This is a genomic window from [Clostridium] aminophilum DSM 10710, assembly GCF_000711825.1.
GTDB classification, from domain to species: domain Bacteria; phylum Bacillota; class Clostridia; order Lachnospirales; family Lachnospiraceae; genus Clostridium_R; species Clostridium_R aminophilum.
Window position 1 is genome coordinate 1 of sequence record NZ_JONJ01000012.1, and the last position, 14,312, is coordinate 14,312.

Annotated in this window: 8 protein-coding genes and 1 CRISPR repeat array; all 8 genes read left to right on the forward strand. The window is 40.5% G+C overall.

All coding sequences use genetic code 11. From position 1 onward, the window contains the following. Positions 1-865 precede the first annotated feature (865 nt). The 8 genes from BR86_RS0109415 (at position 866) to cas13a (ending at position 14,194) form a co-directional block, all read left to right on the forward strand. The gene (locus BR86_RS0109415) at positions 866-1,237 is read left to right on the forward strand and encodes a hypothetical protein (RefSeq protein ID WP_081844214.1); all 372 of its coding nucleotides are present in this window, start codon (positions 866-868) and stop codon (positions 1,235-1,237) included. Between the two features lie 283 nt (positions 1,238-1,520). Continuing rightward, a CRISPR array of direct repeats spans positions 1,521-2,181; the repeat unit is 35 nt; unit sequence GTTTGGAGAACAGCCCGATATAGAGGGCAATAGAC. A gap of 169 nt (positions 2,182-2,350) precedes the next feature. Then, positions 2,351-2,632 carry a hypothetical protein gene (locus tag BR86_RS0109420; protein ID WP_031473334.1) on the forward strand — a complete coding sequence of 94 codons (282 nt, stop codon included), beginning with the start codon at positions 2,351-2,353 and terminating at the stop codon, positions 2,630-2,632. A gap of 198 nt (positions 2,633-2,830) precedes the next feature. Next, positions 2,831-3,835, forward strand: coding sequence for a CRISPR-associated endonuclease Cas1 (cas1, locus tag BR86_RS0109425; RefSeq protein ID WP_031473336.1), 1,005 nt, complete (start codon positions 2,831-2,833; stop codon positions 3,833-3,835). A 7-nt stretch (positions 3,836-3,842) separates the two neighbouring features. After that, a complete protein-coding gene (gene cas2 / locus BR86_RS14710; RefSeq protein WP_207641166.1) occupies positions 3,843-4,127 on the forward strand; it encodes a CRISPR-associated endonuclease Cas2 in 285 nt (94 codons plus the stop codon). 168 nt (positions 4,128-4,295) lie between these two features. Further along, complete coding sequence (locus tag BR86_RS0109435) at positions 4,296-6,053, forward strand: hypothetical protein (RefSeq protein WP_031473340.1); 1,758 nt, start codon at positions 4,296-4,298, stop codon at positions 6,051-6,053. Then, positions 6,043-7,788, forward strand: a complete 1,746-nt coding sequence (locus BR86_RS0109440; RefSeq protein WP_031473342.1) for a protein kinase family protein — start codon at positions 6,043-6,045, stop codon at positions 7,786-7,788. The genes BR86_RS0109435 and BR86_RS0109440 overlap by 11 nt, the downstream gene beginning before the upstream one ends. After that, entirely contained in the window at positions 7,789-9,981 is a 2,193-nt protein-coding gene (locus tag BR86_RS0109445; protein WP_031473344.1) for a hypothetical protein, read from the forward strand. A 55-nt stretch (positions 9,982-10,036) separates the two neighbouring features. Continuing rightward, complete coding sequence (gene cas13a / locus BR86_RS0109450; RefSeq protein ID WP_031473346.1) at positions 10,037-14,194, forward strand: type VI-A CRISPR-associated RNA-guided ribonuclease Cas13a; 4,158 nt, start codon at positions 10,037-10,039, stop codon at positions 14,192-14,194. The last annotated feature ends 118 nt before the right edge of the window (positions 14,195-14,312 follow it).

Below are 14,312 nucleotides of genomic sequence, written 5' to 3' on the forward strand. Positions count from 1 at the left end.
GCTAACTTCTCAGTTGCAGCTCACATGTGCAGAAAGTTCTACCGCGGTATTACATCTCCACCCAATTTGGAAACCATCATATCAAGAAATCTTGTACCTGTCAGGCTTGACCGGCACCGGGAAAGATACCAATCCGCAAGAATCTTTAAAGGTTTCCTTTATAGAGTAGCATAAATCCATAGATTATACACGTATTTATCAGACGGATTTGCATCCGTCTATTTGTCGTGGAAAAAGACATGGAAAAAGAGGATGCCGGAACAATTTCAGCACCCTCTTTAAAGTTTCAGCCTCGGGATACAATACTAACTTAATGACATTGGGGTGAACCGCTTCCCTCTCTTTTTTGATAACTCAAATTTTGGAACAGATTCAGCACATCACGGCATCATCTCGGGGCAACACAGAGTGCTATCGTTAACATGACTGCGGTTTCGAGAGAATATGGAATGTCCCGTCGGGCATTTATGATTGTTCCGATCGTCGGAGCGTTCCTGATTGATATCATTTATCAGTCGCAGACGATTGCTTTTATCAAGTTCTTTGTCCAGGGATTTACGGGATAAGCTGAGAACAAGAATATCGGAGGATATAAAAAAACGACCGATGATTTGAGATGAGAACATTCGAATAATTGGAGGACCTCGTCCAAGGTTATGAAACTGGGACGAGGTCTTATTTATATGGTGATTCTATTTTATGCGGTTTAAATTTTATAAGTGAAGAACGATACTTTTTGCCCAAAAATATAAACAATTAATGCTGTATAGTTACATACGAAGAACAGATTCAACACATTCGGATGGAATAACCATTCAGTATTAGGATGATTTTGGCAGGGAAACCTGCAGAAAGGTGGGAGTATATGATGACTTCTAAGGAGAAATCAAGATGTGCGGTTATCATTCATTCCGCTAGTGCTATGACGGGGGTGATTGGAGGAGGGCTTGCGCAGATTCCGTGCGGAGATGCCGTTTTTATTGCACCATGTCAGATGGCCATGGTTGTGAACTTGGGAAGGGTCTTTGGTAAGTCGCTTAGCGAGAGTGAAGCGTTAGCGATTGTTGCAAGCGGGATTGGTTCAACAGTTGGTAAGGCTGTTTCCAAAGCGATAGTTAGCCGTATTCCTGGATTCGGCAATGTCGTGAATGCGACGATTGCTGTTGCCATTACGGAGAATCTGGGATGGTTGGCTGCAAGTCAATTCGCAGATGAGAGGGACGCTGCTCTGGCATGAAGATGATATCGTATGGGTTGGGTAAATCTCGGCCTATACGATGTTATGAAAAATTTGTTTCGGGTCGAAAGTAGACACTCAAGGGTTGAATGGATTAATATGCTGGTTTATAATCAAACGAAACAAATGCGGTAAGGTTTTGGGCCGATATGGCGTAAATTCTAACGTTCTGAGCTTCGGAGAACATAAAATGTTGAGGAGATTGTCTCTGACATGGATGATGATTTTTTCGGCCGATAAATGCCTAAAGACCCCGCATAATACCTGCCTTATAAAGAGCAGGGTTTGGAGAACAGCCCGATATAGAGGGCAATAGACGCCTTTTGTCGCAAGTGTTGCCGTACCGGATAACGGTTTGGAGAACAGCCCGATATAGAGGGCAATAGACGCAACATATGCTTCATCGGGGAAGAGTTCTTTCCCGTTTGGAGAACAGCCCGATATAGAGGGCAATAGACCCGGAAGCAATTCCCCCAATGGCCTGTCCAAGCCAGTTTGGAGAACAGCCCGATATAGAGGGCAATAGACTTAATTGCCGGATACTTGAGATGGAACTTGTCACGTTTGGAGAACAGCCCGATATAGAGGGCAATAGACATATCATCATCAAGAGTCTGCCTTGCATCACAAGTTTGGAGAACAGCCCGATATAGAGGGCAATAGACGTTTATGTAAACTCTTAACGAGTAACCATCTTAAGTTTGGAGAACAGCCCGATAAAGAGGGCAATAGACCAGACCATACCTTTTCAGACGGGATCTTTACCATCTGTTTGGAGAACAGCCCGATAAAGAGGGCAATAGACCTGATGCTGCGAATCTGCCAGAACTCTTGCGACCGTTTGGAGAACAGCCCGATATAGAGGGCAATAGACGGTGTACTTGTTCCACTCAATCCACTTATCATCTTGTTTGTAGAACAGCCTGATATAGAGGGCGATAGGACTTTGGCTGCATGACTCGATCATTAAGCCTGAAACTAAGTTTTCTTGTGTTGAAATCTTCCTAATACTGAGGTCGTAAGACCATCTTGATTATTCACGAATCTGTGACTCTGTTCTGAGAACAATCTCATACTATAAGGACAATGTTTTTTGAAATGGAGGATTTAGAAATGGAAGAAAGAGAAAACAAAATGAGTTTAGGTGATGTCTGCAATCTGCTTGGATGGACAATGCTGATTTTAGGAACCATTGGCGCATTCATTCTTGCAAACGTATTTGGAACGGAAACAAGAGGGTACTACTATTCGTATGAGGCTCGTGATTGGAATACTACTCTCGCGATTTTTTTTGGAACGCTCCTTCCGGTATGTGCGACCTCATTCCAGCTGTTGGCAACTGCAAGAATTATGGAGGTTCAGCAGGAGATTCAGGAAAAACTGAATGCAAATTGATATTCCAACCTTTGAGAGTTAATTATACATAACCGTACCGGTCATAACTGATAGGAAGAACACGCTTTCCATTGTGGAAGCGTGTTTTTTCTAATCGAAGAGAGATACTATTCGCCCAAGAAGCATAGAAGAAAAGGATGAGATAATCATCTTGCGGCATGAGAACACAGAGCATCGATATATGTCGGGAGGGCTATGATGAACCTTTACGTATGCGATCAGGGAGCACATATTTCTTTAAAGGAAAACAGACTCATTGTGAAAAAGGCAGACCATTCACAAAGAGAACTGCCTATCAGCATGATTGATATGGTTGAATTATTTGGCGGTGTTCAGATGACGACACAGGCTTCAACCCGATGCCTTAAAGAACACATTCCGGTAGTGTTTTACTCATACAAGGGGTACTGTGCGGGTAAATTGACCGGGCCTGGATTCATTGATCCCAAAAAGGTTTGGAATCAATACCGATTTCTGGATCGGCAGGAAGACCGGCTGGAAATTGATAAGAAGATCGTGAAGGCGAAAATCAATAATCAGTTGATAATTCTCCGAAGATATACCAGAAAACGTGCAGAAACGGGAGGAGAATACGGATCTTGGAATGAGAAAATGAAAATCATGATCCGACGCATTGAACGAGCAACGAAGATTGAAGAACTTATGGGAATAGAAGGGATTGCGGCAAAGACATATTTTGAAACTCTTGGATCATTTCCGGATGAAAAGTATCGATTCTCCCGACGATCTCGCAGACCACCAAAAGATCCGGTGAATGCAGCTTTGGGAATGGGATATACCATTTTGATGAATGAGGTTCTTGGAAAGATATCGGGAGCCGGATTACTTCCGGAGGTTGGCGTATTTCATGCTTCAGGATATCATCGTCCAGCGCTTGCCTGCGATCTGATGGAAGAATGGAGACCGATCATAGTGGATTCTACGGTCATGTCGATGTTTACCGGGCACGAGTTCACTGACGATGATTTTCAGAAAGTAGGAGAGGCCGTATATCTATCGCATACAGGAGTTTGTAAGCTGATTCGAAAGCTGCAAATGAAAATGGATAGTAGCTGTCAGTATCTGGATGTGAGTAAACAGAAAATCGTGTTCGCACAGGCAGTGGCCCATCAGATTTATACCTACGGGAAAATGCTTGAGTTAGAGGCGCCGGAATTATACAAACCGATCATGCTGAGGTGATAAACGTATGAATGAAAAGATGGTGTATGCTTTGATTATCTACGACATAACGAACGATAAGCGTCGCACGAAATTTGTGAAAGAAATCAGTAAGTACGGCATTCGGGTTCAGAAATCTGCCTTTGAGGTATGGATAAACCGCGTTTTATATAAAAGGATGTTGGTTGATCTGAAGGATCTTATTAAAGATGATGAGGACAGCCTGCGAGCATATCATTTGCCGGATAAATGTGATCTCTATCTTGCAGGTCAGAATCTTCGGATTTGTAAAGAATCGAGCATGGTTCTCTGATTGGAAAACGGTGAGAGAAAATACTACAATACCTATATAGTGTATATGTTGAGAGGCATGAATTGGTGAGATATAATAATACAAATGCGTATAAATTCCGATTAATTAGTGATAAGTCACAGTGAGAAGAGTAGTTGCACATGAATGCATGGACTAGGGGGTACGGTGATGAGGCCGCAGTTTACAGTTAGAGATCAGAGTTTTCATTATGATAGTGTCAATATGCCGTGGATTTATTATGTTGATGCTTTCTATGGAAATGAAGAAATCTCCCCTAAGTATTCGAAAGCGCGTGAAACATGTTTAAAACGATATACGGCAGTAAAAAATGAGGAGAGCAAGACGTTTGAAACATGCTTGGATTACGCTTTTTCCAATAATAATCATGTAGCATTTGTATTTTTTCTTCAGGAGATGGCAAAACTGCATACTCATGAAAAAATGTTTATGAATATGGTGAAGCAGTATAGGTTGCCTCGCCCGGACGGTGGAATCATTCATAAAGAAAAATATTGGAAGCAGAATGGTTGGAGTGACAGTTCATCCCACTTTTATAGCACATCAGCAATAAAAAAATGGTTTCTTACCGGCGCTTCGGTTCCGCCGCGATTCGTTTTACTGCAGTTGGGTGTTTATTGGAATCTACGACCGGAGGACATGAGCCATTTATTGAGAATCTGCGGATATTACTCACTGTGCCTTTTGGATGTTGAAGATCTTATTTGTATTTATCATTTGGAAAGAGGATTTGGCGGAAATACTCCTGTTGAGGCATTAAAACTATATAAAAAAGACATTGATAATATTGCTCATTTAAAGGATAAAGAAAATCAGAAAACAGACCGATCAGAAAATGATTCGGTGGAAAGATTGCAACCGTATAGTCTTTCTCTGCTCTATGAAGAGATAGTTAAATCACGACAACTATATGAACAGAATAAGGACCTAAAGCTGGATGATCTGATTACAGTGATGTATCCCGATGGCAGTATAGAGCATATCGACTACTTGGAAAACTGTTTTCGGAAAGTAAATAGAGGATGGCTTCATGATAGAAATGCTTATATAAAGAATCTCAGGGTTTCCGAGCATGACCTTTCTCCGTTGGGAGATTATCGGAGGACTAATTATTCTGAACACGATTTATCGTGGAACGAGAATTGGGAACGAATGTACGAGAGTATCGTAAAACCGAAAAAAATAACTAAAGAATCAGTCCTGATATCGGGAGTGAACAGTATTCGGTTTCTTAATGATGGTCTTCATCCTGATAGGGCGATGAAGGATTGTGCCGAATATAATGGCGAGAACAGACTCATCTTCAACACCAATAAAAAGCAATCAAGCGCAAATCATTCATTTGCAGGCAAAATGGTGTTTGGAAGAAAAAAGAAAAACTCAGAGGATATCTCCGCGCAGATTCGAAAGATTGAGATGATTCAGTATCTTATTGCAACAGGGCATGAAAATGAGATGGGTTTTTTCATGACGAGCAGCGGCTTTTGGAAGAAAAACTATTTAAATGAGAGCTCTGATATGGCTGAAATGGATTTGACGGATCTGATCATTGTTTATGCAATGAAGTATAGGGATCGTCTCCTGGAGAATGATAAAAATCTTCTTTCTGAATTTCCATTGATCAAATTGATAATGACGGTTTTGAGAGAGTGGCAATTTGTTGTTGGAAGCCTTTCTCACAATCAGGAATTATCAGATGCAGAAATAAAAAAGATTATCAGGGTATATGATGAGTATATCCCGTTTATTGCAAATCTTCCTCGACAATATCCGAAAGAGGATGAGGACGACAAGATACTAAAATCGAGAAAAATGTATGTGTTGGAATATGTCGAGTGCAGCCCGTGGATTGCAGAGTTTGAGAAGATGGTTGATATGCAGAAAGGGATAACTGAGTATGAAGAGTGAAAATAAAGAGATCCTTTCTGATAAGTTACTGAAACGCTTGAGCCTAACCCAAAAGCTTAATTTGATTAAACAGATTATCGATAAAACAGAAGCAGCACATCATAGCGGTTATGTATTTTTGTCTCTTGAACCAAAGTGTATTATGGTGTCTTTCGATGAAATCTCGGCGGTAAAGGTATCTTTCCATGAGCAATATCAGGCCGTTTTGAGAAAGGACATTGGAAAAAAGAACCAAATATCAATTTCGGATGATTTTTCAGCGCCGGAAGTGAGAACGTTTGTGTTGTATAATTCAGCGGAAACGATAGATGAAACAGCAGATGTTTATTCTGTTGGAGGCATTGCAAAATGGGTTTTGAAGGATGAACTATCGAGACCGGATTTGGATACCGTTCCGCAGAATATGGTGTTTGATGGATTGGCAGAGAGATTTCTTCGTGTCAGTACGGAACTGGATCCTAAGTATCGATATCCCAATATGGACCAAATGAGAAAAGCATTGGATGAACTGATCCAGGTTAATGATATTTTTCAAAAAAAACAATACTACGAATTGTTTAATATTGCTTATGAAAGGGATATTTTTCCTGAAAGATGCAGAATATGCGTGGACTTTTTGAATACGAGTGGGTTTAAGAATGCCGTTGACCAGCTGCAGACTGCTCTGACATCAGACTATGTTGACAAGTATCGGGCGTTATACATCTATGAGGCCCTTGCAAGTGTTGCTAAAGCTCATTCCGATGAATTATCTCCAGAAGCTATTGCTGGTTTGGGCATACAAGGTGTTCGTGCATACAACAATGTAGGAAATCATATTGCCGCTATTTTTTTAGCAAAGAGCATTGAGAATTTTTTAACTAAGGATGATCGGTTTGAATTGATGCCGATTATAGCATCCGCTTATACCGACAGTTATCAGTATGAAGAGGCGTACCATCTTCAGAAACAGAATATTGAAGAATTGCAAAAATGGATTGCGACTCATGGAACTACACAGCAATATAAGGTTTTCCTTGGGCGGTCATATAGCGGAATGGCATGCAATATGGTCCGCATGGGAATGCCGGGAGCATTGGAGTCATTTAAGAAAGCTATTGACGCATTCGGCGAGTCAAAGGGAAACATTCAAATCACCATATGTCATATTCTTCACTATGCATGCGAAATAAAGGATAAGAACCTGTACATAGAGTATGCGTCACAATATGAGTATTTTGTTGGAAATACGCCGGCAGAGTGGCTTAGGAATATTCTTAGCCAAAGGCATATTTCAGAGTATTATTTTGCACTGTATGCACTACTAAAAGGAATATTCATGTTCTTTTTGTCTGATGGCGAAGAGGAAGAGGAAGCGATTTATTGTATTCTTCAGCCGTTTTATGCGCATGAATTTGAAAAGAAAGAGTATACCTACCCATTACCACTGATCGAGTATTATTTGGCGCTCATCGAAATGACGCGTAGTAACGGAATCACGAAACAGGTAAAAGAACTGTTCCAACAGGCAATCAGTTATGATTTGGATGTTGTCGGAGGGAGATTCAATATTCAAAAAGTAATACGTGCTTCTATATTATGGAAGTTCAATCTTTTGAATGGTCATGATGCAAGAAATCAGCAGGTGATTTGGAATCTTCAAGCGGAGGCAAAGGATAACCGTTGGGATAAATTATATAACGTATTGAAGGAAAAAGAGAGTATGGAAGGCGTTTTACGCTTTGAGGAGGCATAAATGATCACGTTAGCATTAGACGAGAATGGACAGTTTGAACCGGATGAAAAAAAAGAACGGAAAAAGACTCCGGTGTTTATTGCCGGGTTACTCTATGATGATTGTGGGGATGCGTATGACGCAAGGAATGAACGTTATCGCATTATGAATTATCTTCAGAGTGTATGCAACAATTGCGATGAAGAATTCCCGGAAGCGCTTCATGCGAATGAATCGTCTAATTTAGCAAGTGTAAGAGCAGTGAAAACCGAAATTGGAAACTCTTTAAAAGAGTTTATTCAAAAGGGGACTTATCAAGGTCAAGATCTTCCGACAGCGGATGGGTATTACAAATCGCGCGTAGGAAAATACGTTATGTTTGTTGAATTAAAGAGTGCCAGCGGCATTCGAAGCAGAATCAACTATACTCTTGACAGTAATCTGGTAAAAGAAACCATCGGTAGTAATCTGTATATTCATATGATTGAAAATGCTGTTACGCGGTTATTGTTTCACAATCCGATGTATTCGGAGATTTCTGATGTGAGTCTTAATTTTCCTACAAGAAAGGTTTTTCGGACAGAGATTGACGATGAGTATAGAACTCTGGGGTATCGATTAGAAAAAGCTCAGGGAGAACGCGGTGATAATGGTGAGAAATATTATGATATCGTAAGTGCTGATATCTATCGCACCATGATGGAGAGTGAGGCGACCAGATGCAATGTTCGGAAATTTAATATTCGATATATGGATACAAAACCGATTTCGTATAAAAAGAAAGGAACGGAACGGGGGCAAAGTCAGCACTCGTTTTTATATCTTGCAGACATTATCTGCTCTATGCTGAGCTATGGAAGAATCGGAGAATACCCTTCAGCATGGATGAACCAGATGGTCGAATGGGGAAAGGATGTTTTTGGCGAAGACCGTGTAATCGCGTTCGGATATGATGACATTGACGAGGAATATAAAAGGGCATTGAACGCGGTTGAGAATGGTGATTATTATACTGCGCTTGAGATCAGTTATGATGCCGGACATGGAAATAGCGAATTTGCGCAGCATTATCATTCCGATTGGTTTCCTGTAATAGAAAAAAAGGTTACAGAGAGTGACGATGCTGTGCTTATTGGAGGTGCGGTTCAGAAGCTTAATCTTGCTATGTATAAGAGTAACCTGAATCAGCAAAAGCTGTATTATATTTTTGAGAAGATAAAAATGGCCGTTGAATCCGGCAGGATAAAAGACATTTCTACAAAGGAAAAACTTCTTTATGAATTGTATAATGCCGGAACAGCAGTATTTAATCATCTTGGATATTCTGAGCAGGCGAACTGTTATTTTGATATGGCCATGGAACATCTCGAAAAGACGGACTTGGTTCAGATACTTCGGATGAGAAATCGAAAAATTGTGTCCTTGGATGATTCATTCGAGTTTGATGAAGCGCGTAATCTTGCGAAGGAAAATGTAGCGTATCAGAAGAAACTGGCCGAAATACGAAGCAGTATTTTCCCGGGAAAAGAATTAAAGGATTCGGAATACGGCAAGTCACTTAGCCAATATGGACAGGCGCTCAGCGTTTTGAAGGACACAGAAGCTGAAACGAATTTTAAGGCTGCATTAAAACAGATGAAGGAAGGAAGCTCCGATTATCAGATCACCCTTTCCTACCTTCTCCATTATTATCTGGATAACGGAATGTTTGATGAATATAGGAACACAGCACCTCAGTATTTTGGCGGCGAGAATAATGTTGATCGACAGCTGGAGTATCTGCTTAAGCTTGGCACAGATGGCGATTCTGCGACAACATTCAAATTTGGTTTGTATGTATTTGCGAGAGCACTCTGGTGCGCTGAGAGGGATGCCCTTACGGAGAATTGCAAGAGTTTTGTGCTTCATCCAGAAATGGAACTTCGTAGATATGACAAGCTGGAACAGCGTGGCGGCCACCCGTGGGAGATGATATATAAGTATTTTGCATTAATCGCATATCATCTTGGCGATAAACGAAAGGCCGATGAGTACATGAGATGCAGCGCATTAGATGGTGAAAAGAAAGGCAGTATTATCGATTGCGTTATTCATAATGGCCGATACGAGTTTGCGGAATATGTGGGAGATACTACTATGATGGATGAGGAGAAGGCATATTTTGAGAACCTTGGAATTGATCGAAAGAAGATAGCGGTATTTATGTACCATTAAATGGAAAAAGTTGGATTCTAATAGAATTGGTTGATGCTAAATCAGGGAGGAAACGATGAAATTTTCAAAGGTAGATCATACCAGATCTGCAGTAGGGATTCAGAAGGCGACGGACTCTGTTCATGGAATGCTTTATACGGATCCCAAAAAACAAGAGGTGAATGATCTTGACAAACGATTTGATCAATTAAATGTAAAGGCAAAGAGACTTTACAATGTTTTCAATCAGAGCAAAGCGGAAGAGGATGACGATGAGAAAAGGTTTGGAAAAGTTGTAAAAAAACTGAATCGAGAGCTGAAGGATCTTCTGTTTCATAGGGAAGTGAGTAGATACAATAGTATAGGAAATGCAAAGTATAATTACTACGGAATCAAGTCAAATCCGGAAGAAATTGTGTCTAATCTTGGAATGGTAGAATCCCTTAAAGGCGAAAGAGATCCGCAGAAGGTGATTTCAAAGCTTCTTCTGTATTATCTGCGAAAGGGGTTAAAACCAGGAACAGACGGTCTTCGTATGATCTTAGAGGCTTCTTGTGGATTACGAAAACTGTCTGGTGATGAGAAAGAACTCAAAGTATTTCTACAGACTCTGGATGAGGACTTTGAAAAGAAAACCTTTAAAAAGAACCTTATTCGATCGATCGAAAATCAGAATATGGCTGTTCAGCCATCCAATGAGGGAGATCCTATCATCGGGATTACTCAGGGGAGATTCAATTCGCAGAAAAATGAGGAAAAAAGTGCGATTGAGCGGATGATGTCGATGTACGCCGATCTTAATGAAGATCATCGAGAGGATGTCCTTCGGAAGCTCCGAAGACTTAACGTGCTGTATTTCAATGTTGACACGGAAAAGACAGAAGAACCGACACTTCCAGGAGAAGTTGATACAAATCCCGTTTTCGAAGTCTGGCATGACCATGAAAAAGGGAAGGAAAATGATCGGCAGTTTGCGACGTTTGCCAAGATTCTGACAGAAGATCGAGAGACTCGAAAAAAAGAAAAGCTTGCAGTAAAAGAAGCTCTAAATGATCTGAAATCCGCAATTCGTGATCACAATATTATGGCTTATCGCTGCAGCATCAAAGTAACAGAACAGGATAAGGATGGATTGTTTTTCGAGGACCAGAGAATCAATCGATTTTGGATTCATCACATAGAATCTGCCGTAGAGAGAATTCTGGCAAGTATAAACCCGGAAAAACTTTACAAATTACGGATTGGATATCTGGGTGAGAAGGTCTGGAAGGATCTCCTGAATTATCTGAGCATAAAGTACATAGCAGTCGGTAAGGCAGTATTTCATTTTGCCATGGAAGACCTGGGAAAGACCGGCCAGGATATCGAATTAGGCAAGCTTTCGAACAGTGTGTCGGGTGGACTGACATCCTTTGATTATGAACAAATCCGAGCGGATGAGACACTTCAACGTCAACTTTCCGTGGAGGTTGCCTTCGCGGCAAATAATCTTTTTAGAGCAGTGGTTGGTCAGACAGGCAAGAAAATTGAGCAATCGAAAAGTGAAGAGAATGAAGAAGATTTTCTTCTCTGGAAGGCAGAAAAGATTGCTGAGAGTATAAAAAAAGAAGGGGAAGGTAATACTCTGAAATCGATTCTTCAGTTTTTCGGAGGAGCATCCAGTTGGGATTTGAACCATTTTTGTGCTGCATATGGTAATGAGTCCTCGGCTCTTGGATATGAAACAAAATTTGCAGATGATCTTCGTAAGGCCATATACTCACTTAGAAATGAAACCTTCCACTTTACAACTTTAAATAAGGGAAGCTTTGATTGGAATGCAAAGCTCATCGGGGATATGTTTTCTCATGAGGCTGCGACGGGAATAGCAGTAGAGAGGACAAGGTTTTATTCAAACAATCTTCCAATGTTTTATCGGGAATCGGATTTGAAGAGAATAATGGATCATCTGTATAACACGTATCATCCGAGGGCGTCGCAGGTTCCTTCGTTTAATAGCGTTTTTGTCCGTAAAAACTTTAGATTGTTTCTTTCAAACACGTTGAATACAAACACCAGTTTTGATACGGAAGTATACCAGAAATGGGAGAGCGGGGTTTACTATCTCTTTAAGGAGATCTATTACAATTCATTCCTTCCGTCCGGTGATGCGCATCATCTGTTTTTTGAAGGCCTGAGAAGAATTCGAAAAGAAGCCGACAATTTACCGATTGTTGGAAAAGAAGCAAAAAAAAGGAACGCTGTTCAGGATTTTGGCAGAAGATGTGATGAACTGAAAAATCTGTCTTTATCGGCAATATGTCAGATGATAATGACGGAGTATAATGAGCAGAATAATGGTAATCGTAAGGTAAAGTCAACGCGTGAAGATAAGCGGAAACCGGATATTTTCCAGCATTACAAGATGTTGCTGTTAAGGACGTTACAAGAGGCATTTGCGATCTATATTCGAAGGGAAGAATTCAAGTTTATTTTCGATTTACCTAAAACGCTGTATGTGATGAAGCCGGTAGAAGAATTTCTTCCAAATTGGAAATCCGGGATGTTTGACAGTTTGGTTGAGCGGGTTAAGCAATCGCCGGATCTTCAGAGATGGTACGTGTTATGTAAATTTCTCAATGGAAGATTACTGAACCAGTTGTCCGGAGTTATTCGGTCATATATTCAGTTTGCCGGGGATATTCAGAGAAGGGCAAAGGCCAACCATAATAGACTTTATATGGATAATACTCAGAGAGTGGAGTATTATAGCAATGTCCTTGAGGTAGTAGACTTCTGTATAAAAGGAACCTCCCGTTTCTCTAATGTTTTCAGCGATTATTTTAGGGACGAAGATGCGTATGCCGATTATTTGGATAACTATCTCCAGTTCAAAGATGAAAAAATTGCTGAGGTGTCTTCTTTTGCAGCATTGAAGACGTTCTGTAATGAGGAAGAAGTAAAGGCGGGCATCTATATGGACGGAGAAAATCCGGTCATGCAGAGAAACATTGTAATGGCAAAGCTGTTTGGACCGGATGAGGTATTGAAAAACGTTGTTCCTAAGGTTACGCGGGAAGAAATCGAGGAATACTATCAGCTGGAGAAGCAGATCGCTCCATATAGACAGAACGGATATTGTAAGAGCGAAGAGGATCAGAAAAAACTCCTCAGATTTCAGAGGATAAAAAACCGTGTAGAGTTTCAGACTATTACAGAATTCAGCGAAATCATCAATGAGCTCTTAGGTCAGCTGATCAGTTGGTCATTTCTTCGGGAGAGAGATTTACTGTACTTCCAGCTGGGATTTCACTATCTATGCCTTCATAATGACACGGAAAAACCTGCAGAGTATAAAGAGATTTCCCGTGAGGATGGAACTGTAATCCGCAATGCGATTTTGCATCAGGTTGCGGCGATGTATGTTGGCGGGCTTCCGGTATATACGTTAGCGGACAAGAAACTTGCAGCATTCGAAAAAGGTGAAGCGGACTGTAAACTGTCGATTTCCAAGGACACTGCAGGAGCAGGAAAGAAAATCAAAGATTTCTTCAGATATTCCAAGTATGTTTTGATCAAAGATCGAATGCTAACTGATCAGAACCAAAAGTATACGATATATTTAGCTGGCCTAGAATTGTTTGAGAACACGGATGAGCATGACAATATAACGGATGTGAGAAAGTATGTTGATCATTTTAAGTATTACGCAACCAGTGATGAGAATGCTATGAGCATTCTTGATTTGTACAGCGAGATACATGATCGGTTCTTTACATATGATATGAAGTATCAGAAGAACGTGGCCAATATGTTGGAAAATATTCTTCTGAGACATTTTGTTCTTATTCGTCCGGAGTTTTTTACAGGATCCAAAAAGGTTGGAGAAGGAAAAAAAATAACTTGTAAAGCCCGAGCTCAGATTGAAATTGCTGAGAATGGGATGAGATCAGAAGACTTCACCTATAAACTCAGTGATGGAAAGAAAAACATCAGCACTTGCATGATTGCTGCCAGAGATCAAAAATACCTGAATACAGTTGCACGTCTTCTATACTATCCTCACGAAGCAAAGAAGAGTATTGTTGATACAAGAGAAAAAAAGAATAACAAGAAAACAAATCGAGGTGATGGTACTTTTAACAAACAGAAGGGAACAGCGAGAAAAGAGAAAGATAACGGACCAAGAGAATTCAATGATACTGGCTTTTCAAATACTCCGTTTGCAGGATTTGATCCCTTCAGAAACTCATAAAGTGCCCCTCTGGCCAAAGAGTGAGATTTTTAAAAATAATATAAAGACACTATTTGCCCAATAATTATCAAGCCCTCCATGGCATAATGATTTCAGATCAAGTGAATGATTTATGTTA

Coding starts and splice junctions, on each gene's coding strand:
- BR86_RS0109415 (WP_081844214.1), top strand. CDS start 866: ATGATGACTTCTAAGGAGAAATCAAGATGTGCGGTTATCATTCATTCC.
- BR86_RS0109420 (WP_031473334.1), top strand. CDS start 2,351: ATGGAAGAAAGAGAAAACAAAATGAGTTTAGGTGATGTCTGCAATCTG.
- cas1 (WP_031473336.1), top strand. CDS start 2,831: ATGAACCTTTACGTATGCGATCAGGGAGCACATATTTCTTTAAAGGAA.
- cas2 (WP_207641166.1), top strand. CDS start 3,843: ATGAATGAAAAGATGGTGTATGCTTTGATTATCTACGACATAACGAAC.
- BR86_RS0109435 (WP_031473340.1), top strand. CDS start 4,296: ATGAGGCCGCAGTTTACAGTTAGAGATCAGAGTTTTCATTATGATAGT.
- BR86_RS0109440 (WP_031473342.1), top strand. CDS start 6,043: ATGAAGAGTGAAAATAAAGAGATCCTTTCTGATAAGTTACTGAAACGC.
- BR86_RS0109445 (WP_031473344.1), top strand. CDS start 7,789: ATGATCACGTTAGCATTAGACGAGAATGGACAGTTTGAACCGGATGAA.
- cas13a (WP_031473346.1), top strand. CDS start 10,037: ATGAAATTTTCAAAGGTAGATCATACCAGATCTGCAGTAGGGATTCAG.